The sequence below is a fragment of the Paenibacillus sp. FSL P2-0089 genome (assembly GCF_038595095.1).
Taxonomy (GTDB): domain Bacteria; phylum Bacillota; class Bacilli; order Paenibacillales; family Paenibacillaceae; genus Paenibacillus_AQ; species Paenibacillus_AQ silagei.
Genome location: NZ_CP152006.1, coordinates 783,699 through 809,826, shown reverse-complemented (window position 1 = coordinate 809,826; position 26,128 = coordinate 783,699). Strand labels below are relative to the sequence as shown.

Sequence of the window (26,128 nt, the reverse complement as noted above, 5' to 3'; positions counted from 1 at the left end):
ATGAATAAGAGGTGTCCACGCTATGTCTGATGTTGTTCACTTACAGCTTTTTCCCCGGCCGCAGAAGATCACGGTATCCGCAGGACAGTTCCACCTTCCTTCCCGGGGCAGCATTGTGCTGACCGGTGAGGACCAGTTGTCCGCCCTTCCCGCAGCCCGCAGGCTTCAGCAGACCGCTTCCGAGGTGGTCCGTCTCAGTCTGCCTCTGTCCATAGGGCAGCGGTCTGCCACAGTTCCGGCTTGCACCTTCCGCTATAACGCACAGCTTACAGAAGGAGCTTATGAGCTGCACATTAACGAAGAAGGCCTAATTGCCGCTTACGGTTCCCCGCAAGGCGCTTATTATGCAGCCGCGACGCTGAAGCAGCTCCTGCAGCAGTACGGCCGGACACTGCCTTATCTGCATATCCGCGATCAGCCGGATTTCGCGGCCAGAGGGCTCATGCTTGATATCAGCCGCAACAAAATCCCCACGCTGGATACCCTGTACCGGATCATTGATCTCATGGCGGACCTCAAGCTGAATCAGATGCAGCTATATATAGAAGGAGCTCCGTTTGCTTATGAGTCCTTCCCGCAGGTATGGGAGCTGGAAACTCCGGTTACCGGCGATGAAATCCTGCTGCTGGATGCCTACTGCCGCGAGCGGTACATTGAGCTGGTGCCTAATCAAAACAGCTTCGGCCATATGGAAGGCTGGCTGACCCGGCCGGAATTCAACCATCTGGCAGAGATCCCCGCAGGCTTCATGCTCCCGGATCAGATGTATGATAGCGATTTATACCCGGAAGGATTATTTATGCATCCCGGAACCTTCCATACAGAGGACCCTGAGGTATTGCAGCTCCTGGGCACGATGTACGATGACCTCCTTCCCTACTTCAGCTCAGAGATGTTCAATGTCGGCTGTGATGAGACTTATGAACTGGGACTTGGCGCAAGCCAGGCGCTGGCGGAGTCTTCCGGCAAAGGCGAGCTGTATCTCTCCTTCCTGCAGAAGATTCACGGACTGGTCAAACAGCGCGGCAAAACCATGCAATTCTGGGGCGATATCATCATCCAGCATCCCGAGCTGATCCCACGGCTGCCGAAGGATATCATCGCCATGGAGTGGGGATACAGCGCGGCTCATCCTTTTGAAGCGGATACCCGCAAATTCAAGGAGGCAGGCATCCCGTTCTATGTCTGTCCGGGAACCAGTTCCTGGAACTCGCTCACCGGCAGGACCGACAACATGCTCGCCAATCTGCGCAGCGCTGCGGTGCATGGCAAGAGAAACGGCGCTGTCGGCTACCTGATTACCGACTGGGGAGATTTCGGCCACTGGCAGCATCTGCCGGTCAGCTACGCCGGATTCGCCTACGGGGCAGCGCTTGCCTGGAATGTAGAGGGGAATCTGGAGGCGGATGTGGCGCATTATCTGAACACGGCGGTCTTCCAAGACCGCTCAGGAACCATCGGGCAATTGCTGCTGGATCTGGGCAACTACTATAAGCTGGAGTCGGGCACGGTCCGCCCGAATGACACGGAGATGTCTATGCTGCTGCGCAGCCATCTGGAGCATGTGCAGCTGGCTGTGAAGCTGTCTGTAGAACAGCTCGACCAGCTGGAGCAATACATTCTTGCCCTTGAAGCCAGGCTTGAGCAGCCCGTTCTGGAATGCAGCGACGCCGGATTGGTCATAGAAGAACTGCGCAGCGGCATTCACTTCGTGAAGCATGCCGTGCAGCTTACCCGGCTTAAGCAGCAGCTCGCCGCCGCAGATTCGCAGCCCCAGGCAGCGCAGGTACAGGCGCAGATCCATGACCTGGATCTGCTGCTCCACCAGTACCGCCAGCTCTGGACCCGGCGCAACCGGCCGGGCGGCCTGGAGCGCAGTGTCTCGAAGCTGGTCCGCCTGCGCGGGGAATATACCGCACTTGCCGCCAAGCTGGATGCAGAGGCAGTTAGGTAGATTACACTACGGAAGAACACACTACAAGTGGAAACGGCTTTGCCATCCTTTTAAAGGACGGTACCGTTTCAGCGAGAAATAGAAGGATAATTTATTGTGTGTAACATATAAATTCTTATATTTGAACGTACAATAGAAACCTCTCCTTTGAAATGGTTGTGCAGAAGCTCCATTTCCCAAAGGGAGGTTTTTTTGTGATATAGAAAGATTTTGAAAGAATGTTTTTCCGCATACATTCGGGCCACACGCCTCCGTCAGGCTCAATATGGTCGGTTTTTCGATTACATTCAGCCTACGCGCTGCCCCCGGGTCCCATTGTGGTCGGTTTTTCGATTACATTTGGCCTACGCGCCGCCCCCGGTCCCATTGTGGTCGGTTTTTCGATTACATTCGGGCCACACGCCTGCTCCTCCCGGCGATCCTGCGCCGCACAGCAACAAAATTTGGATTGAAATAGGTCATTCGCAGGATTATAATGTGATCATATAACCACTTTTTACCTAATATTTTAAATAAAATACATAATTGACAGGAGATATGCCTATGGATTGGCTTCATGCTTATGAGGACGAGCTCCGTGTGGTCTTTGAGGAGAACCGCAGGGTGATCTCTGCGTTTCCAGAGCCGCTTAATGCCCGCGGCCTGTCGTATCTCAATCAGTTCAACGTGTTCCACCCGGACAGCCACAAGAATTACATCTGTTACCTGCTGCCCTTCTGGCTCCAGGACCCTTGTGGCCTGAGTCCTGAAGTGGCCCGCAGGATGTCCGCAGGTAACATCTTCCTCATGCTCTACTTCTTCCTCCAGGATGATCTAATGGACAGCCCGGAGGCCTCGGCTGCGCAAGCGCTGCCACTTGCCAATCTGCTTTATGTCGAGTTTCTGGCTACCTACCTTCCGCTGTTCCCGGCGGACTCTCCCTTCTGGCCCTGCTTCAGCCGTTACATCAGCGAGTGGGCAGACAGCGTGAGCGGTGAAGCCGGCAGCGATTACTTCCTGAATGACCGCATCCGTATCTCCCATAAGGCCAGCCCGCTTAAGCTCAGCAGCACGGCCGCACTGCTGCTCTCCGGCCAGTCCTCCTCCATTCCCGAGGCCGAAGAGATGATTCACACTGTGCTGTTGACCCTGCAGCTGCTTGACGACTATGAAGATTGGGAACAGGATCTGGAGGACAGCAGCTATAACTGCCTGTTGTCACTGGTACGCTCCAGTACCGGGATGGCCGCAGGAGAACCACTGACCGAATCAACAGTGAAGGACTTCCTCTATGTAGCAGGCGGACTTACCGGATATGCTGCAACGGCCCAAGCCAACCAACTCATCCTGGAGGAGGCCAGCTTACAGCTGCCCTTGCTGGTGTCCTTCCATCTCGTGCTCGTGCAGAACCTGCAGCAAATCGCCGCAGCCATTGAAGCGCAGAAGCAATTGCTGCTGGGCGGGGGGCTGGATTACTGGCTGTCTTCGCACTCGAATCTCTCATAATTTATGCAAATAGCAATAGAATTATATAATGGCCTATGCTATACTAAAAAGGCAATTATAACCATTTTGAAAGGGTGATTGTATTGTCAGTAGGAGTTCTTAAGAATCAGGTGATTCAGAAGGCGTGGGAAGATCCGGCTTTCAAACAAAGACTGCTTGCAGATCCGAAGGCAGCGCTCCAGGAAGCGCTGGGCATCAACCTTCCTGACAACATTACACTGAAGACCGTAGAGGAAGGCTCTAATGAATTCTACCTGGTCATTCCCCCAAGCCCTTCTTCCGATGTAATGAAGACACGTATCACCCCAATGGGAACCTGGTAGCATATTCAAGTCAACCTATTATCGGGAGTTGGAATCGTCCGGCCCTTCTGCACGCGGCAGAATGGTGATGGACTCGGTTCCGGCTCCTTTTTTGCTCATAAAACGAATTTCTCCCTCCATCGCTTCAATAATACGGAAGGTAACCATCAGCCCGAGCCCCGTGCCCTTCGTCTTGTTAGAGGAGAAATACGGCTCGCCCAGACGGCTAAGCACAGCCGGTTCCATACCTGCCCCGTTATCCTTAATATGAATATGTATTTTATCCCCCCGGCTGTATGCCAGCAGTTGAATCGTGCCTTCCTCCCCCAGGGATTCAATGCTGTTCTTGATGATATTAATCATCGCCTGCTTGAACTTCGAGGAATTCCCTTTGACCCGCAGACCGTCTTCCACCTCCAGAATCATTTTGCCCCCGTTCAAATGGCATAAAGGCAGCAGGATGCTCTGGATATGCAAGAACTCTTCATTCACATAGAGCAGGGAGACCTGTTCAAATTCGGGCTTGGCAAAGGTCAGAAAATCGGTGATAATACTCGCCGCCCGGTCCAGCTCACTGAGCGCCATGGACAGGTATTTCTGCTCGTCCCCGCTCGACTTCTCGCTGAGCAGCTGGAGGAACCCCCGGGTCACCTGGAGCGGGTTACGTACCTCATGGGCTACCGATGCTGCCAATTCGCTGATAATCTCCATTTTCTCTGAACGCTGCAGTTCGTTGTTGAACAGCTCCAGCTCCTGCGAATATTTCACCACTTGGCTGTGGTTCTGCGCCAGCCGCCGTCCCAGAATCACAATCAGCGAGAGAATAAACACAACCAGCGCCCACTTCCAGTAGAAGAGATCATAATTTCCGCGTTTGAAATAATACCACATCAGCTCCAACACCCCGGTAAGGGCAGCCGTACCGAAGCCGCAGGCGAAGATGATCGCATCCTTATTGCGCTTCAGGGAGAACACGATGACGCAGCCGATCAGCAGAATGAATTGAAGAATCATAATAATTCCGACAATGTTGGTGGAGATGAAGTAGTAGAATTTCAAATACTGGCCCCCGGAGAGTGCATTTATAATGAGGAGGACACAGCAAAATAAGGAATAGACCATCTGGAATTTGCGGAACCTGCGGATGATGCCGTATTTGCCCGCGCCGAAAATTTTCTCGAACAGGAAGGTCAGTGCGGGTAACAGGGACAACAGCGCCACATCGAACAAAAATACACTGAGCCCGCCCAAATAGCTGTAGAAGGTATACGTGAAGGGAGAGTAGGTTACAGACAGCACACCGGTAGAGGCGATAACAACAGACAGCGAAGCCGTCACGGGGAAATACTCCTTGTTCAGGAAAAATGCGCACACAAACAGCACCGCCGCCACGAAGATAAAAGCGCCGCCCAGAATCACATCTATGAGTCCGTTTTTGATATAGTCCTTGATTAGAAGACTGTGCTCACCGAGTATCACCTGCTCTTTGATTCCGATCCGGTCCTGGAGCGTCTGCGTCCAGATATAGAGCGTCTTTCCGTTATCCCGCATGTCCAGAGGCACAAGCAAGGAATAATTATCCATAATGAAGCCGCGGTCTCCTTCAAAAACCAGCCGGTCCTCCACATACACCTTCACATGCAGCGCATAAATCGTCTGAATATAGACGGAGGGGGACACGTAATGATAGGAGGGCAAAGTAATCTTGGTCCAGGCGGAGGATACCCCGGTAGGCTTGCGCGGCATCTCCGCCTTCGCCTCCACGTCAATCCACCCCTGGTCATCCTTTACAGGAGCCTGGAGTCCGCCATCATCCGGCCCCTCCTGCCACTTCATCTGCCAATGTCTGATCTCACTGGCGGGGGAAGCGCTCTGCGCGGACACCAGGAGGCTTCCGCAGGTTAGGCACAGCAGGAACAATACTAACGCTGTATGTAAACTTTTGACCATCAAAGACATGCAAGCACCTCAGAGGAAAGTTTTAGAAGCAAAGTTCTGTAGTGTTAATATTTCGCCCCATGCTCTGCCCATCCCTTCAAAAAAACGGAATAAACAAAAAAAATTTCTAATTCATGCTGGAGGCCGGCAATTTAATAAGCACCTCGGTTCCTTCGCCCTTGCGGCTGTGGAACTCAATCGTGCCGTTCATCGCTTCAATAATACGGAAGGTGACCATGAGGCCGAGTCCCGTCCCCTTGGTCTTATTGGAGTAATACGGCTCGCCCAGACGGGCCAGTTCGCTAACCTTCATTCCCTCGCCGTTATCCTTCACGCTGATGATTACCCAGTTGCCTGTCCTCCAGGCTGTTACTACAATCTCCCCTTCCTCCTGCAGTGATTCAATGCTGTTCTTGATCAGATTAATGAACGCCTGTTTGAATTTGGCCGGGCTGCCCGTCACTTGAAGCTCCTGCTGCAGACGCAGCTCTATCGAACCGCCCTGCAGATTAGCCAGCGGCAGCAGGATTCCCGACACATGCTTCAGCTCCCCCGAGACTTCGAATACATCCACGATATCCAAGCCCGGCTTCGCAAAGGTAAGGAAATCAGTAATGATTACCGAGGCCCGGTCCAGCTCTCCCACAGCCATCTTCAGATATTCCTTCTCCTTGTTGCCGGAGCGCTCCCCCAGAATCTGCAGGAACCCGCGTGTGACCTGGAGCGGATTACGCACCTCATGGGCTACCGAGGCGGCCAGCTCACTGATAATCTCCATTTTCTCCGAACGCTGCAGCTCATTATTGAACTTCTCCAGCTCCCTGGCGTATTCCAGCGCCTTCTCATGGCTTCCCGCAAACCGTTTCCCCAGAATAGCAATCAGGGAAAGAATGAATACCACCATGCCCCATTTCCACCAGTACAGATGATACCTCTCCATTGAAATGAAGTAACGCAGCAGCTCCGCCACCGAGACCACGGCAAATACAGAGAAGCCGCCCGTGAACAGGATGGCATCTGAATTGCCTTTGCGGGCATAAGAAAGCGCCAGATACAGCAGGTAGATAAGCTGGGCCATCATTAGTACACCGGTTGCGTTAATAGTCAGAATGGAATACAGCGCATCCAGCCGGAAGGATACTGCGGCATTCAGAATAAGCGCTGCGGTACAGAACAGGGAATAGGCGAGCTGAAATTTACGCACCCGGGTAGTGAAGCCCCGCTTGCCCGGTCCGAATAGCTGCTCAAAATAAAGCGTGAACGCCGGCATAATGGTGAACAGGGCCAAATCGAAGCTGATCTGCCTCAGACGATCCCCCCGGCTTAGAATCAGCGTCAGAAACGGGGAGTACGTCAGCAGCAACACTCCAAAGGACAGGATGACAAGGGCCAGAAAAAAACCGCTGTAGAAAAATTCGGGCTTAAGGAACAGCAGGCAGATCAATAACGCTCCGGCCATGAAGATCATGGCGGCTCCGAGCACAACGTCCACCAGATCCTGCTTCACATAAAAGGACAGCAGCTGATTATAGCTGCCAACCCTTATGTGCCCCTCGATTCCAAACTCCCCGCTGCCCGCATTCCACAGATAGAGCGGCTTTGCACTGTCTTGTGCCGGTAATGGAATCAGCACCTTGTTGCCGCTATATTCCACATCCCCGCTGGAATCGTAGATTAGCCGGTTGTCTATATATGCTTTCAGGTTGTCGCCAAATACTCTATCGATCAGAATAGCGGGAGTTGCTCCCGCAGGAGGCAAGGTAATCCGCATCCAGGCGGAAGCGGTACCTGCTGGCGAAAGGGGCCTGGCCTCCCTGGCCCGCACCCATGTCCATCCGGCGGCTGGCCCTGCCATTACAGCTTCTATGCCGCTATTCCCGGCCGTTTCCCACTTCAGCTCCCAGGCCGGAATTTCCGCTTCGGTATGTGCATCCCATTCTATGGCGATCCCCGCTGGAATGATGGTTATTACAAGCAGCAGCATAATAAAGACTGCGGCTGTTTTGGTTGATGCTAACTTCATTGTGGCACCTCAGTGAATCCTTAGTTGTATTTATATAGTCCATATGATTCTTATTTTCGACAACGTTTGCACAATACCTGCCATCAGACTGCAAATAACCTCGAAACGGCTCGGTTAATTCATCTATTCCGGTTATTCTGCCGGAGAAATGAATATATTAATCAGATGGGCAGCCTGGATGCCGGGCAGATTCGCCGCCGCTTAAACGGGTATAGTTGTACTATAAGATGAAGAAGACTTACAACAAGGGAAAAGGGAGCTGATTCACGATGGGTAACGAATTCAATAAGACGGAAGCCGACTTTGCATATGAGCGCTATACCAAAATGGGCGGTGTCTCCCCGGAGCAGGATATCCCGCTGGAAGAATTGCGTCCGCTTGGCACGATTACTGAGCCAAGCCCCAGTGAGGAAACTGCAGGCGCCGGGAACCGCCCGCTGGAATCTGCACTGGCCAGTCATGACCCTGCTCACTTCACACCGATCGATTTCGACGGTGTAGTGGATGACGGCTCGGATCCGGCGCTGGAGAGCGATCCTATTCTGGCAGCCGATATCGGCCTGAATGTGCCGGACGCCGGGCTTGGACCGCGCGCAGACCGCCCCGCTCCCTCTTCCGCCACCCCCGGTCCGCAGCGGGATGAGCTGCTGGAGTCGGATGCTATATACACGGCCGGTGCAGCCGGATTAACCGGCAGCGTCATTGATTATGCGGATACGGAGGAAGAGGTGACCGAAGAAGCGCAGGAAGCCGCTCCGCTGGAGGATGTCCCGGATGCGGATGAGCTGGTTCCCGGAAGCAGCATTGATCCGGTCTCCCCCGACCCTGATGCCATGCCCGGAACCGATGTGCTGAACGGCTCGAACGGTGACGAGTAGACACGGCTAAGCGGTCCTGCCGGGGCGTTCACCCAAGGTCCAGGTTCATATTGACTTTTGGAGACAATCGGCATACGATAGTTTCATTCGATTACGGAGATGGAGTTCGCCATAACCGCCCTTCGGGGCTAATGACTCCTACCAGTGGTTAACTACGCTGGTAGGAGTCTGTTTTGATTTCAGGGCAGTATTTATTTCGGGTAGGGGAGCGTTAGCCATAATGAAGAGGAAGTATGAACGGTGGGCAGCACTTGCAGCGCGCCAGAGCCAGCTTGCGCTCTGGAGTACATTCGTCAAATGGGTGATTCTAGGGGGACTGGTCGGGCTGCTGGCAGGAAGTGCCTCGGCCTTGTTCCTGGCCAGTCTGAACGCAGTCACCCAGGTAAGGCTGGAGCATGCCTGGCTTCTCTTCCTGCTTCCGGCGGGAGGCGCGCTCGTCAGCGGAATGTATATGCGCTACGGCAAGAGCAGCCTGAAGGGTAACAATCTGATCCTGGAGCAGATCCGCCAGGGCAATGAAGCGATTCCGCTGCGCATGGCCCCGCTGGTCCTTGGCGGGACGCTGATTACCCATCTCTTCGGCGGCTCGGCCGGACGTGAGGGCACGGCTGTGCAGATGGGCGGCAGTCTGGCCGACGCACTCGGACGCTGGCTCAGAATCGGTCCGCTGGACCGCCGAATCCTGCTGATGTGCGGCATCAGCGGCGGCTTCGGCTCCATCTTCGGCACTCCGCTGGCCGGAACGGTGTTCGGCCTGGAGGTCATCGCCATCGGGCTGATCAGCCATAAGGCGCTGCTGCCCTGTTTTGCCGCCAGCTTCACCGGTGATCTGGTAGCCTCCCGCTTGTGGGGCGTTCACCATATCCATTATCAGGTGGATGTCTTCCCCGCTATGGATGCGCTGGTGCTGGTCAAGGTTATATTCGCCTCCATCCTCTTCGGCCTGTGCAGCCTGCTGTTCAGTGAGCTTACCCATTATCTGAAGCGGACCTTCACCGCCCTAATCCGTAATCCCATGCTCAAAAGCGCCGCCGGCGGGCTGATCATTATCGCCCTGGTCTACATAGCCGGTTCCCGGGACTATCTGGGGCTGGGCCTTCCGCTGATCAGCAGCTCCTTCGAAGACGGCGTATCGCCCTTCGCCTTTCTGTGGAAGCTGATCTTCACCGCCTTCACCCTGGGGACCGGCTTCCAGGGCGGCGAAGTGACGCCGCTATTCGCGATTGGAGCTTCCTTGGGGAGCAGCCTGGCCGGAGTGCTTCATCTATATGGGCCTTTCCTGGCTTCACTTGGCTTCATCGCTGTCTTCTGCGGAGCAACCAATACACCGCTTGCCTGCTTCATAATGGGCATCGAGCTGTTCGGCTCCGGCGGAGCGGTCTATATGTTCATCGCCTGCATCATCAGTTATCTGTTCTCCGGGCACAGCGGCATCTACAGCTCCCAGCTTATCGGCATCTCCAAAAGCGCCTTACTGCCGGTTCCCGAAGGAACGACGCTAGCCTCCGCCAAGGAGCAGCCCGCACCAAAGTAGCGGAATCCGGCAGGGCGCAGAAGCAGGCTTTGCCAGAAGCAGGACAAAGAAGGTATGATACAGAGGTGAATGCACCAGATTATTCAACAAGTGGAAACGGCTTTGCCGTCCTTTTAAAGGACGGTACCGTTTCAGCGAGAAATAGAAGGATAATTTATCGTGTGCAACATATTAATTCTTATATTTGGACAAAAGGAGAGATTCTGAAGTGAAGTCTATCACAAGAAAGCCCGTCATCCTGCTTGCGATGATGTGCCTGATGCTCGTCATTCTGGCGGGCTGCGGCAATAAGCCAGTGAATAATAATGCCGCCGGTAATGGTAACAGCAGCTCCGGAGCAGGCAGTGAGGCTACAGCAGCACCGCAGGAGAGCGCCGCTGCTACAGAAGGCGTGCCTTCAGCCACAGCCAGCCATCCGGTGGTTACGATCGAGATGGATAACGGCGCTGTTATTAAGGCCGAGCTGTATCCCGAGGTTGCCCCCAATACGGTCAACAACTTCATTTCATTGATTCAGAAGGGCTTCTATGACGGAACCATCTTCCACCGGGTCATTCCGGGCTTCATGATCCAGGGCGGGGACCCGGATGGCACAGGAATGGGCGGACCGGACTACAGCATTGCCGGAGAATTCAATAACAACGGCTTCACCAATAATCTGTTGCATACAGAAGGTGTGCTGTCCATGGCGAGAAGCAAGGATATGAACTCTGCCGGCTCCCAGTTCTTCATTATGGCCGCTGCTTATCCAAGCCTGGACGGCGATTACGCCGCCTTCGGTAAGGTTACCGAAGGACTCGAAGCGGTCCAGGCGATCGTCAGTCTGCCGCGTGGCAAGAATGACCGTCCGGATCAGCCGCCGGTAATGAAGAAGGTCACCGTTGATACCCTTGGGGTTACTTATCCCGAGCCGCAAAAAGCACAATAAGCAGCCTACAGGCCGGTTGCACTGACTAGTAGAGCAGGCTTAATTGTATTTTGTACAACTAAAACGTCTGGTTTGCTCCCCAGTAGACGTTTAGCTGTATTTCGTACACTTAAAATCCCCACTTTCCCGAGTTTCCACCCGTTGGGGCAGATTTAGTTGTACAGATTACAGCTATAAGAGACAAGCCTTCTTTTTCGCTGTTTTTAAGTGTACATTCTGCAACTATCCCTGAATGTCTACTTGGAACTACACGCATAAAGCACTGCTTGGTTGAACTACATTAACTTCTATAGGTCTGATGCTCAGCTAGTCTTGCTCCAAAATCCACACAAAAGAGCCATCCTCCATAACCGGAGAATGGCTCTTCTTCGCATCCTGCGTATACTCGAAGCATGCAGCTTCTTATTGGAAGTGGGTGTGCTTCGTTCTCCACTGCTCCAGCTTAATAACCACCCAGAAGCCGTAGATCCCAATCGTAATCACCGTCAGCAGGAACCACTTGATCCATTGTCCGAACAGGCTGACGGCTGTACCGTCGAACCGCAGGCGCTGCCCTTCCACCACGGTATGCTCGACCTTCCAGCGGTAGAGCATGACCACAGACCAGGGATAGCAGATGCCGAAGGTACAGACCGTAACCAGCCAGCCAGCGAGGCACCACCCAATGTACTCAATAAGCTTCCCGTCAAAATAAGATTCCCTGCTTCCATAATTCATCGCTGCCGTATTCATGTGCAGTGCTCCCATGGGTCTCCGCCTTTCATTCATGCAAAATTATTCCTGGTTCTATTTTCCTTATTATCCATGGTGAGCACCACTACATTTCTCACAAATCTAACTGGCAGTCCCATTTTCATCTATTTTCATAAAAGTGCATGAAGCAGCAGACCCCGAACCTCACGCCTATTGTAAGCACATGCGGTGGAGTCTGCAAAGGGATCAGGCCCAGTATTGATCTGGCCGGTATTCGATTTCGGACTGCACGGCTATCGTTAAGCGCCCGGAGTCCGCATCATAGGTTACAGGCTGATCTCCAACGTAGTACCAATGCTTGATGACCGGCCCGTCCGCAGGCTCCTCGAAGCGGAATACATTAAGCTCCGCCTTCAGCTCCACCACCGCAGCGCCCTTATCTGCAGCCACATCCGTCAGGGTGATTAAGGTCAGCCCGCCCTGCTTATCGAAGGTATACCCTACTCCCTCCATGCTGTTCACAAGCATGCGTCCGGTTACGGAATGCTTCACCAGCACTCTCTCCTGTTCTGCCATTCAAGCTCCTCCTTCATGTCGGTATCCCGCCGCGCATTACGGCAGATCAATCACCATGACCAGTATATTCTCATCAGCCTTCAGCTCCAGCTGCGCTATGTCCTCGATTCTTGCCGAATCACCCGGCTTCAGCACATCATCCCCGTTCAGGGTAAGCTGCCCTTCAACCAGATATACAAAGCTGCGCCGCCCCGGCTCCTGCCGGAAATTCAGTTGCCCTCCCGCCTCGGCCTTCCCGAGATAAATGGTCATGTCCTGGGCTATATCGACAATCTCGTCAGAGGCCTCGGAGGCTACTACCGGAAGCAGCCTTCCTTCAAGCTTGGCCGGATCGAAGCGTCCGGTTGCATAAGAAGGAGCCGTCCCCCGGGCCTTGGGCATGAACCATAGCTGAAGCAGGCGGACCGGCTCACTGTCCGAAGGGTTATGCTCCGTATGAATCGCGCCGGTCCCTGCCGACATCCGCTGGATGCCGCCGAAGGACGTCTGCGCGACATTGCCGAGGTTGTCCTCATGACGAAGCACGCCGGACAGCACAATCGAGACAATCTCCATGTCACTGTGCGGATGGGCGCCGAAGCCTTTTCCCGGAGCGATCGTATCATCGTTACAGACGCGCATCGGCCCAAAGGCCGTATTGTCCGGATCATAGAAATCCCCGAAGGAGAATACATGACTGCCCTTCAGCCAGCCGTGATCGAACTGGTGCGCAGACGCAGCAGGATAGATTGTAATCAATGGAACCGCCTCCTGTGGTTTATTATGAAGTGGTCGATATCTGCAGTTCAGAAACGATGAACCATTTCTTGGACGCAGCATCCTTAAAATACACCTGGATCATGTAGTTCCCTTTGTCGGTAACCTTATAATTATACGCTGCCGATTTGAACCAGAAGCTGTCCTTCTTCTCTGTAATCGGCTGGTTATCTACAACATCCGTCTTGCCTGCCGGGTCTGTAATGGTGATTTTCAGATCGGAGATATCTGTTTTGAGATCATCCACCTGCACCAGGGCAGAGAAGGTATTGCTGGTGTCCATTCTGACTTTGCCGAAAATCTTGCCCGACTCATCCAGCAGCACCGTATTCACATTAGGCTTGTAGATCTTGACCGTCCCTGCTGAGTCGTCCACCGATACAATCGCCTGCATATTCTCGGAAAGCTGTTCCACAGGCACATAGACCCCGCCATCCGAGGATAGTGCAGACTGCTTAAGCAGCATATTATTTACATAGAATGAGAGATCTGTTTTGCCGGCAGCAGCATACAGCAGGCCTCCTCCCGAGACCATCATCAGGCACATTGTTGAAATCGCCAGCTTGCGCATCTTCCCCATTATTCCCGTCCCCCTCTATAATGTCCTATGCTGTTTATACCCTTCAGGAGGCAAGGAGTTGCTGTGAATTGTAAAATAAAACCGGCTGTACTTTTTTCCTGAGGAAAAGGCACAGCCGGTCACGGGACAACCTTCTTACTCCGGGCACACTCGGAAGCAGCAATTACAGCTTGGCGATCGTCTCGGTAAGAACCGGTACAATCTGAGATTTACGGGACACTACACCCTTCAGCACAGCCTTGTTATCATCCAGCTTCACATTGTAAGCCTGCTCCACAGCGCCGGCTACGCGGCCCAGGGCAAGACCCACGGAATCGTTGTTCAGGATATCGGTAACCACGAACAGGAACAGATCCAGTCCCTTGTCGTCAATAATCGCGGTAAGCGCCGCTTCCAGCTCCGGCTGCTTGGACAGGACATCATTCACATCCACAGCGTTAACCTGGGCAATCTCCACCTTATACTCGCCCATCTTGAATTCCTTGGCATCCAGAGAGATCAGTTGGGCAATGCTCTTGTCGCTCAGGTCTGCACCGGCTTTGAGCATGTCCAGGCCATAGCTCTCGGCATCCACTCCGGCAATGACCGCCAGCTCACGCGCAGCAGCCACATCCTGCTCCGTGCAGGTCGGCGATTTGAAAAGCAAGGAATCGGAAATGATAGCGGACAGCATCAGACCGGCGATGTTCTTGGGAATGGCCACGCCATTCTCTTTGTACAGCTTGTTCAGAATGGTAGCCGTACAGCCGACTGGCTCAGCCCGGTAATACAGCGGATAGGCAGTCTCGAAGTTCGCAATCCGGTGATGATCAATAACCTCAACCACACGGACCTGATCGATATCATTCGCACTTTGCTGGCGTTCATTATGGTCAACCAGAATAACTTGTTCAGCTTCTGCAGCAACGTTCTCCACCAGACGCGGCGCTTCTACCCCGAAGTGGTCGAGGGCGAACTGAGTCTCTCCGCTGATGTCTCCAAGCCGGACCGGCTCAGCATCCCAGCCCAGTTCCTTCTTCAGTGCCGCGTAAGCAATTGCCGAGCAGATCGTATCTGTATCCGGGTTTTTGTGACCAAAGATCAAAGTTTTTGTCATTTCCAATCTCCTTACTATGTTTTTGTGAGAATAATATACCATACATTGATAGAAACCTGCCAGAGACCCGTAAATATCTGGCCTGGGTTAACTCTTGGTATGCTCTTGCACTGCCTCTACAGGTTGACCCCGCTTCGTCTTCGGCAGCGCCTCAGGCGCATTCTCCCCGTATAAAGGCTCGTTATCCGAGAACAGATCCGGGTTCTCTCTGAGCATATCACTCAAGATACGCGTAGTCTCTACAGTGCCGCAGAGCATAACCGCCGCATCGCCGAAGCTGCCCCTGCGCAGCGCCCCGCCGTCCTCCAGCACGGATTCCACCTTCCAGAAATGCTGCGACCAGGACAGTCCGCAGTGTCTGCGCGAAGGCACCGCGATCTCCCTGCCTTCAGGCGTCACGGTACAGAGCGCCTCATGCCCGTCCGTCATCCGGCCGGGAATATCCACCCACTCTTCAATGCCGTGAATGAATGTATTTCTCCGCAGATCCACACCAAGCAGCATAATCTCCGCTTCCCGGTCCAGCAGCTTGCCATAGACCGAACCGCGTGCACAGGGCGTATCCCAGCGCTCATCTCCGGCCGTGAACACCGCCGCATCCCTGCCTAGCGCCGCCACCGAATGCGTAGGATGCCAGGAACGGATCACGCCCGGCCGCTTACGGAACAGCTCCGGCAGAATTCCTACGCAGGCGGGCGACTCCACCACAGAGAAGCGCGGATTCTGCCCGTCGATATAAGACCAGGTATGCGTGGGCAGGACCAGCAGTCCCTCCTTCATATATTCAGAGAGAACATCCAGTACGGTATCCGCTCCCCCTTCCACTTCACCGATGCTTTTGAGCGAGGAATGGACCAGCAGTGTCCCCTGCGGATCGATCCCCATCCTCTCCAGTTGCTTCATCAGACTTGATCTGGTGTGCATGATTAACCCCGCTTTCCTGAATAATAAATACCATCCTTGAAATACACCTTGCAAAATTACTCATTTACTATTAAAATTATAGTAACTTAATATTAATAAGTAATTTGCGGCTTTTATATAACCAACAACCAAATATTTCAGGAGGTATTCCCATGAGTTTAACATTAAAAGGGCTTCACCATGTATCCGCCATTACCGCCAAAGCGCCTGAGAACTACAAATTCTATACAGAAGTTCTCGGACTCCGCTTGATCAAGAAGACCGTCAACCAGGATGACGTATCTGTATATCACCTGTTCTACGGGGATGAGACCGGGAACCCCGGCACGGAGCTTACCTTCTTCGAGCTGCCTAACGCAGGGCGTAACCGCGACGGCAACAACAGCATCTCCGCACTCTCCCTGCGTGTTCCCGGGGATGATGCCCTGCTCTTCTGGACACAGCGCTTCACCGTGCTGGGCGTAGAGCATGAAGAAATCACCGAACGCGGCGGCCGCAAAACGCTGGCCTTCACCGACCATGAGGGCCAGCGCCTCATCCTCGTCTCGGATGAACATAACGAGGGCATGCCCGGCGGCAAGCCGTGGGCCAAGAGCCCGGTTCCTGCCGAGTATGCCATTGTCGGACTGGGACCGGCACATCTGACCGTCGAGACCGCTGAGCATACGGCCCTGATTCTGGAGGACCTGCTCGGCTTCCGCCGTGCAGGCAGTTATCCTTCTCCAGTCGCGGGTCAGCCGGATATTATCGTGTTCGAGACTGGCGAAGGCGGCTCTGGTACAGAGATCCATCTGGAGGAACGCAGCGATCTTCCGCAGGAGCGCCTGGGACGGGGCGGCGTGCATCATGTAGCCTTCCGTGTCGATAACGAAGAGGAGCTGAAGCAGTGGATTGAACGCATCCGCAGCGTACAGCTCCCGAACTCGGGCTTTGTGGACCGCTTCTACTTCCGCTCCCTGTACTTCCGGGAGCCGAACGGTATTCTGTTCGAGCTGGCAACGGACGGTCCGGGCTTCGCCACAGATGAGGATGTCGAGCATCTGGGCGAGGCGCTGGCCCTGCCGCCGTTCCTGGAAGCAAAGCGTGAACAGATTGAGGCCCACCTGAAGCCGCTGGACACCCGCCCGCAGGTCTAACGTTATTGACTTAGTGAATTAGTTCAGATGAATTGCACATGAAGAAACTCCGGCTGATTTACAAGCCGGAGTTTCTTTTTAGGTTAGCCAAGCCTGCATAGCAGCTTAACTGTACTGGCTCAGATCAGCTCTCCGACCAGGTGATCGTGAACAGATTGAAGCCGGGGCGGGCCGTGGAGGCTTTGCCTGTAATGGATACAGGACTTGTCCCGCCGAGTCTGCCCGAAATTTTAACATTGCTGGCCGACACCGATTCGGAGGCATTATCCAGATTTTTAATCCGCGCATATTCACTGTACACGAAGCCCATGATCTCCAGTGTCTCCTGCGTGGAATACGTGAACGCTACCTTCTTCTGGCCGTTAGCATCCGTATCCAGAGTGATCGCAATCAGGGCGTCCTGGGGAATCGGAAAATCCTTAGGCAGATTAACCGGTCTGGCCGTTCCCTCCACTACAGGAGCAGGAGTTGTATTCCCCCCGCCGGCAGAGGTTCCCGGTGCAGGAGTCGGAGCAGGAATATTTGCGCTGCCTTCTCCAATTCTCACTTTATAGTTGACCGAGTCATAATTGATAGGCACCTTCAGCACCGTGGCGATCGATTGGACCGGCAGGTAGGTGAGACCTTCATAGGTAATTGGAGTCAGGGTTTTGCCATTGCCATCCTTCATCCAAAAAGGATTACCATCCACCACAATACCCAAGCTATGGTTCAGATAAGCCTTGATCTGCTGCAGCTTGGTGCCCGCATACACCCCTGCCGAGCCTGTTACCGTCATGCCGGTGACCACCGCGGCAATCAGCCATTTTTTTCTCATAATATCCTCTCCCGTATGTTGTTGTTAAAAAAGTAGAAACTTTGCGTCCCTATATATTTAACACGGAAGCGAAACTTTCAACCTGCCTGCCGCCGTTTATTCCGCTTACGCGCGGTTCACGATCTCCACCAGCTCGTCCAGACTGCGGATTTCATAGGTAGGAAGGTTCTCAGGATCACCGGACTTGCCCAGCGGATTGAACCAGCATGTATCGATGCCATAGTTGTTCCCGCCCCGGATATCCGAGGTCAGGGAGTCTCCGACGATTAGCACCTTGCGTCTATCGGACAGCTTAAGCTTAGCAAAAGCATAATCAAAAATCCCCGTCTCCGGCTTCTGGTAGCCCGTCTCCTCCGATACAATCACCGCCTCGAATACCTCGCTTAGCGGGGAACCCTTAATCCGGGCATGCTGCACATCGCTGATTCCGTTCGTAATCACTGCCAGCCGGCACCCGGTAAGCTCACCGCAGAGCTCGGCAGCCCCCTGAATCAGGAAGGTACCCTCCCCGAGAAAGCGCAGGTACGCTTCACTGAATTCCTCCGGCTTGAAGGTGAGCTGACGGGCAGCAAACAGGCGGTTGAACCGCTCCACCCGCAGGGCGGCAGAGGTGATCTTTCCTTGCTCGAAATCCTTCCATAAGGCATGGTTAATCTCCTGGTAGCTGGCCGCATACTCCTGCGCGCCTGTCGGCAACCCGAAGTGGGCAAAGGCATGGCTCAAGGCGTGGCTCTCGGCCATTCCATAATCGAACAGTGTATCATCAGCATCAAATAGGATACATTCGTATTTCATCTTTTCCTCCATCTCGCTTATGTGTTCGACAACATACATCCTTCTGCGATATAATCTGGGCTAGGCCTTAAAAAAATCAACGGGGTGATTGTCATTTTATACGGTTTAGCTTTTCTCGTGTCATTTTTTATCGTTTATCTGCTGATTCCTCCTCTGGGCAGGCTCGCTTTCCGGCTGGATTTCGTGGACAGGCCGAGGGAAGATGTTGAACGCAAAATCCATAGGGAACCCATCCCGCTAACGGCAAGCTATGCCATATTCGTAGGTTTTTTCATTACATATCTGCTCTTCGCACGTGAATTCACCCTGGAGACGCTCGCCCTGTTCATTGGCGGTGTGCTTCTGCTGACTATAGGAACCATCGATGACTGGTACAAAACCAAAGGCAAGGATTTCCCGGCCCTGCCCAAATTCATCGTACAGATTGCCGCCGCCGTTCTGGTGTTCTTTTCCGGCAATGCGTTTACCGGCTTCATTAATCCGTTCTCAGGTGATTATATCTCACTGCCGTTCATTTTGCAGTTCCTGCTGACGATCATCTGGATCTTCGGCGTCACTACGGTCATTAATTTCTCGGACGGCATGGACGGTCTGGCCGGCGGACTTACAGCGATCTCAGCAGTAACCCTGTTCGTAGTCGCACTTACGATGGGCCAATCCACTTCAGCCTTCATGGCAGTTTCGCTGATCGGGGTTACCCTGGCGTACTTGCGCTTCAACAAGGCTCCGGCCAAAATCTTCATGGGCGATGCCGGCGCCACCTTCCTCGGCTTCATTCTGGCGGTGATTGCGCTGGACGGCGCCTTCAAGCAGGCAACGGTGTTGTCGCTGTTCATTCCGATTCTCGCGCTGGGCGTACCGATCTTCGACAATATTTTTGTCGTCATCCGGCGCTTCCTGAAGGGACAAGCCATCTATCAGGCGGACGCCACTCAGGTTCATTACCGTCTGCTCAAGGCCGGTCTGAACCAGAGACAAGTGGTCGGGGTGCTCTATCTGGCCAGCATTTGCCTCTCCCTGTCGTCTATTATCCTGCTGCTGATCCAGACGTAGGCAGGCCGAAATTACAAGTGGAAACGGCATTGCCGTCCTTTTAAAGGACGGTACCGTTTCAGCGAGAAAGATAAGGATAATTTTAGCGCGAAGCCTATAAATACTTATCTTTTGAAAAGGGCTGTTCCCAAAAGTCATGAAATGGCTGATTGGGGCAGCCTTTTTAGTTTTGGGTGGAGGCTGCGTGAACGGAATTAGTTACTTGGGAAAACCTTTTACTTTTGAGCAGGATCAACGCAGGCGCTTGGGTGGACGCTCCACGAACGGACCGTTGTTACAATCGCTGTTGTCTCCAGATTTTATTTATTTCCCTAATCGGTAAAAATCCGGAGACAAAGGCGAACGCTATCGCTTTTCCACAATCGTTCCGTCCACTCCGCTGTTTAAGCGGGACACGAAATAAAGACCCTGCCTACGCAAGCTCGCGCCTTGGCGCCTGCCCAATGTGGTCGGTTTTTCGCCTATATCTGGTCCACGCGCCTCCGTACTGCGCATTGTGGTCGGTTTTTCGCCTATATTTGGTCCACGTGTCTCCGTACTGCCCAATGTGGTCGGTTTTTCGCCTATATCTGGTCCACGCGCCTCCGTACTGCCCAATGTGGTCGGTTTTTAACATACATCGAGCCCACGTACCCATATGCCGGGCTTCTCCGGCCTTAAGGCTCCTGCTCCTCCGTGAATTTACGCAGTTGCGAGTAGATTCCGATAATCTCAGGCATCGGCATGCGGACCAGGCCGCTGGAGGAGGGAGCAACGAACTCCCGGACTCCGTCCACCACCGGAGCGATGCCTTCCTGGAAGCCCCAGCCGACTGTAGTTCTGCGGCTGAATTCTGTGTACACGCCCTTGCCGACAAAGCAGGCAATCTCCGGGCGGTATTCCTCCAGCTTGGCCCGCAGGAGCTCACGGCCCCTGGCGTACTCCTCCCGGGTGATATCTTCAGCGCCTACGGTGGGCCGGGCAACGATGTTGGTGAAGCCGTATCCCAGCTTCAGCAGCTCCCCGTCCTGGGAGGCCTCGTATAGCCGCGGCGTCAGCCCGGACTTATGCAGTATACGCCAGAAGTTATTGCGCGGATTGGCATAATGATGACCCAGCTCCCCGGATCGGATGCTGGGGTTGAACCCGATGAAAACAATCTGGAGTCCGTGATCCAGATGATCCCGCACCTCTTCCATAAGGCTTTCCTCCTTAGCTGTCGTAGCTGGCAGGTCCATTTGAACCCTTACTTGCTATAATATAAGCATAACCCAAGCAGGCAGGTTAAGACACTCAGACGCTCTTGCTACCGCTATCCGAATAATAGATTTTGCAACGGAAGCAGCTGTAACCTCTTCTGCTGTCATGGATGCGGCAGAGCAAAGCCCCCGCACAGGAAATATTTCCGTGAGCGGGGGCCTTAAATCTGACTAGGATTAACATAGTATGACAATGACCTAAGGAAGAAGGGCCTTAAGCGCCGGTGCCACATCTTGCTCATGCAGCGAAATGTAGTTCACCGTCCCTTCCTTATACTCGATCTTCACTACATATCTGCCCTCTTCGCGGGTGAAATCGCGCCGGTGCTCCAGAATACTATCAATCAGAGTCTTATCTGTAACCACCACTGACCGCTTCTCGCTGCGGGCTAACTCCATATGGGCGTCGGGATTGTACATCAAACCCTGAGGGATTGCACTCTGGTGTATATCCCTGAACATCTCTGCGGACAAAACATCTGCTGCGGTAAGCTTGATTTTACTGGCATAGCCCTTCTGTTCCAGCCAAGCGGTCATCTCCTTGAAGGAAGGAAGCCATTCATAGGTATAGAATAGCTGATAATCGGTCGAATCCGGTTTGTAGACCAAATTGATGGATGCTCTCGCCCGTTGATCAGAGACCTCATCTTCATAGGACATATTAAGAATTTCCCGTTTCAGAATTTCGTTGAACTCCTGTACATCCTGCGGGTCAGAAATACTTATGACCTTGTTCAAATTGCTTAGCCTGAAGCTCTCTACGTTCTCGTCCATCCGGGACAGAAGATACCGGTCACGTTTGTATTCCGCATGCTCCATGACCGCCTTCAGCTCCGGCTCAAAGCCCGCTGCCGGAATAATGTAGGTCCGCATCAGCTTCCGCCCGCTCTCCAGCCGGTAAGCAAACGTGAAACGCTTGCTCTCGCGATAATCATACCGACGGGTATTATGCTGCTGGTCCGGCTTCGAAGCTACGACAGCATGATGCAAGGCGGTTACAGCCTCGATGTATTTCCGGTCTGCGGAGAATATCTCATCCTCCCGTTCTTCCCGGGTAGTGATTCCTTGCGGATTCCGGGTTAATTCCCCGTAATTCCCTCCGGCAAATACTTCGGTTACTTTATCATTTCGCGGAACCCGGTTTTCATAACCCGTTAATTCGGACACGGGAACATAGAGCAGCAGGCCCAGCAGTACACCGTACACCACGAATTCCAGCGGCATTCTGCGGTTCAGAATATGCCAGGTTTTGCGGAGAATCATTTCAACTACGATATAGCCGATCACCCCTCCGGCAATGGCGCTGCCGATAATCCAGCCGGGCTGCTGCCTGATGCTGCCGAAGTAGCTGCTCGCCAGCAGCATGCTGCAGAGCATTACACCGCCTTTGAATAGCGGATTGAAGTAGGTGAAGGCCATCGCCTGAGTGGCTTTTTCGCTGTGGCGCTTACGGTACAGCACGAATGACAATACCATGAACACAGCAGACAAGAGGATATAGCTCCATATCTCTTTATTACTAAGAGGCTCATAGGAGATATTCATAATACGCAGTAACGGCGCCCAGTTTATCAGGGTCCCCCACAAGCTTGACCCTTCCGGATACCCGTACAGATATCTGTTCAAGTGCATGTCGGTAAATTGCAGCAGTGCTGCCGGAAGAATTAACAGAATGAAGACCACTATTCCCTGCAGAATGGTCTGTCCTGTGCAAATACCTACAAAGATAGTAAAGACATACAGAAACAGCGTCAGCACACTGATAACCAGGCACCACTCCCAGACATCCGCGCCTTGATAGATATACATATTGCCGTCCAGCGGGCGGACGATAGCTGTAACTGCAGCCGTAAGCCAGACCGGCACAAGCAGCAGGATCAATCCGCTTACCGTATGGGAAGCCAGCAGGTGCGAGCGGCGCAGCGGGAGGCTGTGCCACAGATCCGAAGGCATTTTGGACTGCAGATAACGGAACAGGAACAATCCGGCCACAACCGGAAAAGCGATAAGGAACGGTGCGATATCGGCACCACGGATATTGAACAGATTGTCTACTGTATTTGGCTCCGCAAGCGGATTGCTCTCCATGAACATCTCCAGCGGAAGCACAATCAACAGGACCAATGTATATAATATTCCGATCCAGCCATGCTGGCGCAGGTTCTGGCGGATAATGCTGCTGTTAAAGAATAATCGGCTGCGCGTCATAACCGGCATCCCCCATTTCATAAATAAAGATTTCCTCCAGCGTCAGCGGCAGCAGATCAAATACATAAGGCTCGTAGACATGAAAAGCCTGGCTGATCCGCTCCCGGTCCCCTTTTACAATATACAGGCTGACGCTTCCCCGCTGCTCCTGATGGAGAATCTGCAGCTTGGATTCCAGCGCCGCCGCATGACGCACGTCACGGAAAGCGACCTGAATCTTGTGTGTGTCGGCCTTCAGATCATCCAGATCCTTCTCCACGAGCATCCGGCCCTCATGCATAATGCCGACATGGTCGCATAAATCCTCAATCTCCCGCAGGTTATGCGAGGAGATCAGCACCGTCAGCTCCCGCTCGGCGACCTCCTGGAACAGGAGATTCTTGATCTGCCGGCGCATCACCGGGTCCAGCCCGTCGATGGGCTCGTCCATGATCAGCACATCCGGCTTGCAGCTGAGGGCCAGCCAGACAGCAGCCTGGCGTTGCATCCCCTTGGAGAAACGGCTGAGCTTGCGCCGGGTGTCGAGCCGGAACATCGCCCCAAGCTCCTCGTACCTCTTCTGGCTCCAGCCCGGATATATACAGCGGTAGAATGCCGCCATACTCTTAATGGTTGCCTGCGCGAAGAAATACGGACTATCCGGCATGAAGATCATTCTGCGCTTCACCTCCGGCGACTCATACACCGGCTGCCCGGCGAGCTTGACACTCCCCGCCTCAGGACGATAAATACCGGCGAGCGTCTTCAGCAGCGTTGTTTTGCCCGCCCCATTCGATCCCAGCAATCCGTAAATAGCGCCTTTATGTACAGTCAGCGAGATGTTATCAACAGCCTTTTCCTCCTGAAAAATCTTGCTGACTCCGCGAATCTCAATCATGGCTGTTCTCCTCTCTTCTCTTATCCAGCGCCTGGCGGTACAGCGCACTCATTTCACTTTCCGTAAAACCAAGGTATACCGCCTCTGCCATCAGACGCAGCAGCTCTTCCTTCAGCTCCGCCCGTTTGCTCTCATTCTGCCCCTGCTGCAGAGGGGCCACGAAGTTGCCCTTGCCCTGCTGTGAATAGATGTACCCTTCCCGCTCCAGCTCCCTGTAAGCCTTCTGAATCGTATTCGGGTTCACTGTGAGCTGCGAGGATAAAGCCCTCACCGAGGGCAGCTGTTCATCCGCCCGCAGAATACCATGCATAATCATCTCTTTGACCTTGTCGGTGAGCTGCTCATAGATCGGCTTGCGGCTGCGAACATCCAGTTCGAACATGACAGTCCTCCTTTCTTCGGATCTATGATCCTGCTGTTCAACTGTGCTAACTGTACTACTATTATTAATACAGTTGAGGATTAATGTCAATCATTAACTTTTACTTTGTCTATAAAAGACGCACTTAAGATTAGAATTCAAAGCCTGGTCGTCGCTGCGGTGAACATTTGGACTTCCGGCCGCTGTTGTATTTCGATTTCTTGATCGAACCGCTCTTCGCGGTAGAAATCCAAACTAAGCCTATGCTTCCGATGCGAGCTTTCCTGTGGAAAGCTTTCAGGCGGACGCTACCGCTCCTCCAGTTCCAAATTTCCCCTTCGCTTCTTTTGCTTTTTGTTATTCTTTAGTGTGTCTTATAGAGTTTCAGCATGTCACGCAAATAACCCCCACCTGCCTGTTGGACAGTTGGGGGTTATGATTGCTTAGTGGGACTATTCTATTGAACATGGACACTGCTGCTCCGCCGCTGTCTGCGTTCATCGCTGAACAGGGCAGCGCCTATACCCGGGAGCAGCAGGTAGCCTGCGAACTTATAGGTCTGACTGAACGCATCCACAGCCGCCTGCTGTTGTCTTATTACCCCGGCCCCCGCCTCTGTGCCCGCGGAATTCGCCGCGCTCAGCTCCCGGGTTGTATTGTGCTGGAGCACAGTGACGATGATGGCCACACCGAGCACACTCCCCAGCGCCTTCGCCATATTCGTCACCCCCGAGGCGATGCCGACCTTGTCTTCAGGAACAACCCGGATCGCCGATGACATCACAGGAGCCATTGAGAGCCCCACGCCGAAGCCGGTCAGTGCAAGCCGTAGCATCACCGCACCCAGCGTAGAATCAGCCTCAAGCCCGCTCATGGAATAGGTAGCAGCGCCAATCATCACCATTCCCGCTGCGGCGAACAGACTGCTGCCATATTTCGCAGACAGCGGCCCGGATACAGCCGAGCTGGCGATGGAGCCTAAGGCCATGGTTGAGAGGACAAGCCCTGCCTTCAGCTCCGATACCCCCATCACCCGGGTCAGGTAAAAGGAGGTCAACAGCGAAATATTCATCAGCGCCGCCCCCAGCACGATCATCGATACCGAGTTACTGTTGAAGGCTCTGATCTTCAGCAGGGACAGAGGCAGCATCGGTTCTTTCCCCTTATACTGCGTAAGAAAAAAGATCACCAGAAAGAGCAGCCCCACAGCCGTCAGACCCAGGAACGGGCGCGAGCTCCAGCCGTAATCCTGCACTTTAATCAGAGCATATGTAATGCAGAACATCCCTCCCGTTATCCCCAGGATTCCGCCGTAATCTATGGACCGCCCTGCTGAATCATCCCGTGATTCCTGAATGAATATAGCGGTCAGCCCTATGCTCAGCAGCCCAAGCGGTACGTTCACAAAAAAAATCCACTCCCAGCTCAGCTTCTGTGTCAATATTCCGCCAAGCGCCGGACCGCTTGCAGCAGCCACTCCCGAGACGGCCCCCCATATGCCTATAATCAGTCCGTGCATTTCTTTGGGAAAGGTGGTGGTGCTTAGCGGAATCGTAACCGGCACAATAACGGCACCCGCCAAGCCTTGAATAACCCTGAACAGAATCAGCATGCCAAGGGAAGTGGAGAGTCCAGCCAGCAGGGAACTCAGTGTGAACAGCCCCACGCCAACGAGAAACACCTTCTTCCGTCCGAATTGGTCGGCCAGACGCGAGGCAGTCAGGATGAACACGGCAAATGCCAGGTTATAGCCGTTCATCACCCAGGATACCTGCGACACACTTCCCCCGAACTGGCGGGTCATCTCCGGCAGGGCAATATTAATAATGGTCGTATCCAGCAGCGCCATGAAAAAGCCCAGCACAATCGCCGTAAAGGATAAAGCTCTGCGCATTCCAATCCCCATCTTGATCATCTCCTGAAATATGAAATAGAGTTCATATTTCAAATTATATGAACCAAAGTTCATATTTGTC

Annotated in this window: 23 protein-coding genes and 1 riboswitch; of the genes, 8 read left to right on the top strand and 15 right to left on the bottom strand. The window is 53.5% G+C overall.

All coding sequences use genetic code 11. The features are described from left to right. Positions 1-22: 22 nt before the first annotated feature. The 3 genes from NST69_RS03280 (at position 23) to NST69_RS03270 (ending at position 3,762) form a co-directional block, all read left to right on the top strand. Positions 23-1,954: a family 20 glycosylhydrolase gene (locus tag NST69_RS03280; RefSeq protein WP_342548480.1), complete on the top strand. Its 1,932-nt coding sequence runs from the start codon at positions 23-25 to the stop codon at positions 1,952-1,954. 543 nt (positions 1,955-2,497) lie between these two features. Further along, positions 2,498-3,439 (top strand): hypothetical protein, encoded by a 942-nt coding sequence (locus tag NST69_RS03275; protein WP_342548479.1) that lies wholly within the window; start codon positions 2,498-2,500, stop codon positions 3,437-3,439. Positions 3,440-3,522: 83 nt separating this feature from the next. After that, the gene (locus NST69_RS03270; protein WP_036693592.1) at positions 3,523-3,762 is read left to right on the top strand and encodes an NHLP leader peptide family RiPP precursor; all 240 of its coding nucleotides are present in this window, start codon (positions 3,523-3,525) and stop codon (positions 3,760-3,762) included. An 18-nt stretch (positions 3,763-3,780) separates the two neighbouring features. On the opposite strand, the gene NST69_RS03265 is transcribed toward NST69_RS03270, so the two are convergent. Together NST69_RS03265 and NST69_RS03260 are read right to left on the bottom strand one after the other, a co-directional pair. Next, complete coding sequence (locus NST69_RS03265) at positions 3,781-5,691, bottom strand: ATP-binding protein (RefSeq protein ID WP_342548478.1); 1,911 nt, start codon at positions 5,689-5,691, stop codon at positions 3,781-3,783. A 115-nt stretch (positions 5,692-5,806) separates the two neighbouring features. Further along, positions 5,807-7,702 carry an ATP-binding protein gene (locus NST69_RS03260; RefSeq protein WP_342548477.1) on the bottom strand — a complete coding sequence of 632 codons (1,896 nt, stop codon included), beginning with the start codon at positions 7,700-7,702 and terminating at the stop codon, positions 5,807-5,809. 269 nt (positions 7,703-7,971) lie between these two features. Between NST69_RS03260 and NST69_RS03255 the strand changes: the two genes are divergently transcribed. The 3 genes from NST69_RS03255 to NST69_RS03245 all read left to right on the top strand — a co-directional run bounded on the left by NST69_RS03255 (position 7,972) and on the right by NST69_RS03245 (position 11,042). After that, positions 7,972-8,580, top strand: coding sequence for a hypothetical protein (locus tag NST69_RS03255; RefSeq protein ID WP_342548476.1), 609 nt, complete (start codon positions 7,972-7,974; stop codon positions 8,578-8,580). A gap of 86 nt (positions 8,581-8,666) precedes the next feature. After that, a riboswitch (Fluoride riboswitch) is annotated at positions 8,667-8,728 on the top strand. A 72-nt stretch (positions 8,729-8,800) separates the two neighbouring features. Beyond that, the gene (locus NST69_RS03250) at positions 8,801-10,114 is read left to right on the top strand and encodes a voltage-gated chloride channel family protein (RefSeq protein ID WP_342548475.1); all 1,314 of its coding nucleotides are present in this window, start codon (positions 8,801-8,803) and stop codon (positions 10,112-10,114) included. A 247-nt stretch (positions 10,115-10,361) separates the two neighbouring features. Beyond that, entirely contained in the window at positions 10,362-11,042 is a 681-nt protein-coding gene (locus NST69_RS03245) for a peptidylprolyl isomerase (protein WP_342550065.1), read from the top strand. 402 nt (positions 11,043-11,444) lie between these two features. Here NST69_RS03245 and NST69_RS03240 read toward each other — a convergent pair whose 3' ends face one another. The 6 genes from NST69_RS03240 to NST69_RS03215 form a co-directional block, all read right to left on the bottom strand. Beyond that, entirely contained in the window at positions 11,445-11,774 is a 330-nt protein-coding gene (locus tag NST69_RS03240; protein ID WP_155991317.1) for a DUF898 family protein, read from the bottom strand. A gap of 207 nt (positions 11,775-11,981) precedes the next feature. Further along, entirely contained in the window at positions 11,982-12,311 is a 330-nt protein-coding gene (locus NST69_RS03235; protein WP_209877215.1) for a hypothetical protein, read from the bottom strand. A 36-nt stretch (positions 12,312-12,347) separates the two neighbouring features. Beyond that, positions 12,348-13,049, bottom strand: a complete 702-nt coding sequence (locus tag NST69_RS03230; RefSeq protein WP_342548474.1) for a pirin family protein — start codon at positions 13,047-13,049, stop codon at positions 12,348-12,350. 22 nt (positions 13,050-13,071) lie between these two features. Further along, positions 13,072-13,647: a hypothetical protein gene (locus NST69_RS03225; RefSeq protein ID WP_036723452.1), complete on the bottom strand. Its 576-nt coding sequence runs from the start codon at positions 13,645-13,647 to the stop codon at positions 13,072-13,074. 163 nt (positions 13,648-13,810) lie between these two features. Further along, positions 13,811-14,743, bottom strand: a complete 933-nt coding sequence (locus NST69_RS03220) for a manganese-dependent inorganic pyrophosphatase (protein WP_036723453.1) — start codon at positions 14,741-14,743, stop codon at positions 13,811-13,813. An 87-nt stretch (positions 14,744-14,830) separates the two neighbouring features. Continuing rightward, on the bottom strand, positions 14,831-15,667 hold the full coding sequence (locus NST69_RS03215) for an AAC(3) family N-acetyltransferase (protein ID WP_342548473.1): 837 nt from the start codon (positions 15,665-15,667) through the stop codon (positions 14,831-14,833). A 152-nt stretch (positions 15,668-15,819) separates the two neighbouring features. On the opposite strand from NST69_RS03215, the gene NST69_RS03210 reads away from it, so the two are divergent. Continuing rightward, on the top strand, positions 15,820-16,803 hold the full coding sequence (locus tag NST69_RS03210) for a ring-cleaving dioxygenase (RefSeq protein ID WP_342548472.1): 984 nt from the start codon (positions 15,820-15,822) through the stop codon (positions 16,801-16,803). Between the two features lie 124 nt (positions 16,804-16,927). On the opposite strand, the gene NST69_RS03205 is transcribed toward NST69_RS03210, so the two are convergent. After that, on the bottom strand, positions 16,928-17,620 hold the full coding sequence (locus NST69_RS03205) for a hypothetical protein (protein WP_342548471.1): 693 nt from the start codon (positions 17,618-17,620) through the stop codon (positions 16,928-16,930). A 105-nt stretch (positions 17,621-17,725) separates the two neighbouring features. Beyond that, on the bottom strand, positions 17,726-18,415 hold the full coding sequence (locus tag NST69_RS03200; protein ID WP_342548470.1) for a YjjG family noncanonical pyrimidine nucleotidase: 690 nt from the start codon (positions 18,413-18,415) through the stop codon (positions 17,726-17,728). 84 nt (positions 18,416-18,499) lie between these two features. Between NST69_RS03200 and NST69_RS03195 the strand changes: the two genes are divergently transcribed. Next, the gene (locus NST69_RS03195; RefSeq protein WP_209877203.1) at positions 18,500-19,468 is read left to right on the top strand and encodes an MraY family glycosyltransferase; all 969 of its coding nucleotides are present in this window, start codon (positions 18,500-18,502) and stop codon (positions 19,466-19,468) included. Positions 19,469-20,124: 656 nt separating this feature from the next. Here NST69_RS03195 and NST69_RS03190 read toward each other — a convergent pair. From NST69_RS03190 to NST69_RS03170, 5 genes are all read right to left on the bottom strand, one after another. Continuing rightward, positions 20,125-20,646: a mismatch-specific DNA-glycosylase gene (locus tag NST69_RS03190; RefSeq protein ID WP_342548469.1), complete on the bottom strand. Its 522-nt coding sequence runs from the start codon at positions 20,644-20,646 to the stop codon at positions 20,125-20,127. Between the two features lie 258 nt (positions 20,647-20,904). Continuing rightward, on the bottom strand, positions 20,905-22,935 hold the full coding sequence (locus NST69_RS03185) for a YrzE family protein (RefSeq protein ID WP_342548468.1): 2,031 nt from the start codon (positions 22,933-22,935) through the stop codon (positions 20,905-20,907). Next, on the bottom strand, positions 22,889-23,791 hold the full coding sequence (locus NST69_RS03180; RefSeq protein WP_342548467.1) for an ABC transporter ATP-binding protein: 903 nt from the start codon (positions 23,789-23,791) through the stop codon (positions 22,889-22,891). Before NST69_RS03180 ends, NST69_RS03185 begins: the two co-directional genes overlap by 47 nt. Next, positions 23,784-24,173, bottom strand: coding sequence for a GntR family transcriptional regulator (locus tag NST69_RS03175; protein ID WP_342548466.1), 390 nt, complete (start codon positions 24,171-24,173; stop codon positions 23,784-23,786). Before NST69_RS03175 ends, NST69_RS03180 begins: the two co-directional genes overlap by 8 nt. 436 nt (positions 24,174-24,609) lie before the next feature. Continuing rightward, on the bottom strand, positions 24,610-26,058 hold the full coding sequence (locus NST69_RS03170) for an MFS transporter (protein WP_342548465.1): 1,449 nt from the start codon (positions 26,056-26,058) through the stop codon (positions 24,610-24,612). Between the last annotated feature and the right edge of the window lie 70 nt (positions 26,059-26,128).

What these genes read in the sequence shown, in the direction of transcription:
- NST69_RS03175 (WP_342548466.1), bottom strand. Translation starts at nt 24,173, where the DNA reads ATGTTCGAACTGGATGTTCGCAGCCGCAAGCCGATCTATGAGCAGCTC.
- NST69_RS03275 (WP_342548479.1), top strand. Translation starts at nt 2,498, where the DNA reads ATGGATTGGCTTCATGCTTATGAGGACGAGCTCCGTGTGGTCTTTGAG.
- NST69_RS03250 (WP_342548475.1), top strand. Translation starts at nt 8,801, where the DNA reads ATGAAGAGGAAGTATGAACGGTGGGCAGCACTTGCAGCGCGCCAGAGC.
- NST69_RS03185 (WP_342548468.1), bottom strand. Translation starts at nt 22,935, where the DNA reads ATGAAATGGGGGATGCCGGTTATGACGCGCAGCCGATTATTCTTTAAC.
- NST69_RS03210 (WP_342548472.1), top strand. Translation starts at nt 15,820, where the DNA reads ATGAGTTTAACATTAAAAGGGCTTCACCATGTATCCGCCATTACCGCC.
- NST69_RS03170 (WP_342548465.1), bottom strand. Translation starts at nt 26,058, where the DNA reads ATGGGGATTGGAATGCGCAGAGCTTTATCCTTTACGGCGATTGTGCTG.
- NST69_RS03265 (WP_342548478.1), bottom strand. Translation starts at nt 5,691, where the DNA reads ATGGTCAAAAGTTTACATACAGCGTTAGTATTGTTCCTGCTGTGCCTA.
- NST69_RS03260 (WP_342548477.1), bottom strand. Translation starts at nt 7,702, where the DNA reads ATGAAGTTAGCATCAACCAAAACAGCCGCAGTCTTTATTATGCTGCTG.
- NST69_RS03245 (WP_342550065.1), top strand. Translation starts at nt 10,362, where the DNA reads ATGATGTGCCTGATGCTCGTCATTCTGGCGGGCTGCGGCAATAAGCCA.
- NST69_RS03235 (WP_209877215.1), bottom strand. Translation starts at nt 12,311, where the DNA reads ATGGCAGAACAGGAGAGAGTGCTGGTGAAGCATTCCGTAACCGGACGC.
- NST69_RS03205 (WP_342548471.1), bottom strand. Translation starts at nt 17,620, where the DNA reads ATGAGAAAAAAATGGCTGATTGCCGCGGTGGTCACCGGCATGACGGTA.
- NST69_RS03255 (WP_342548476.1), top strand. Translation starts at nt 7,972, where the DNA reads ATGGGTAACGAATTCAATAAGACGGAAGCCGACTTTGCATATGAGCGC.
- NST69_RS03225 (WP_036723452.1), bottom strand. Translation starts at nt 13,647, where the DNA reads ATGGGGAAGATGCGCAAGCTGGCGATTTCAACAATGTGCCTGATGATG.
- NST69_RS03180 (WP_342548467.1), bottom strand. Translation starts at nt 23,791, where the DNA reads ATGATTGAGATTCGCGGAGTCAGCAAGATTTTTCAGGAGGAAAAGGCT.
- NST69_RS03240 (WP_155991317.1), bottom strand. Translation starts at nt 11,774, where the DNA reads ATGAATACGGCAGCGATGAATTATGGAAGCAGGGAATCTTATTTTGAC.
- NST69_RS03215 (WP_342548473.1), bottom strand. Translation starts at nt 15,667, where the DNA reads ATGCACACCAGATCAAGTCTGATGAAGCAACTGGAGAGGATGGGGATC.
- NST69_RS03220 (WP_036723453.1), bottom strand. Translation starts at nt 14,743, where the DNA reads ATGACAAAAACTTTGATCTTTGGTCACAAAAACCCGGATACAGATACG.
- NST69_RS03190 (WP_342548469.1), bottom strand. Translation starts at nt 20,646, where the DNA reads ATGGAAGAGGTGCGGGATCATCTGGATCACGGACTCCAGATTGTTTTC.
- NST69_RS03200 (WP_342548470.1), bottom strand. Translation starts at nt 18,415, where the DNA reads ATGAAATACGAATGTATCCTATTTGATGCTGATGATACACTGTTCGAT.
- NST69_RS03280 (WP_342548480.1), top strand. Translation starts at nt 23, where the DNA reads ATGTCTGATGTTGTTCACTTACAGCTTTTTCCCCGGCCGCAGAAGATC.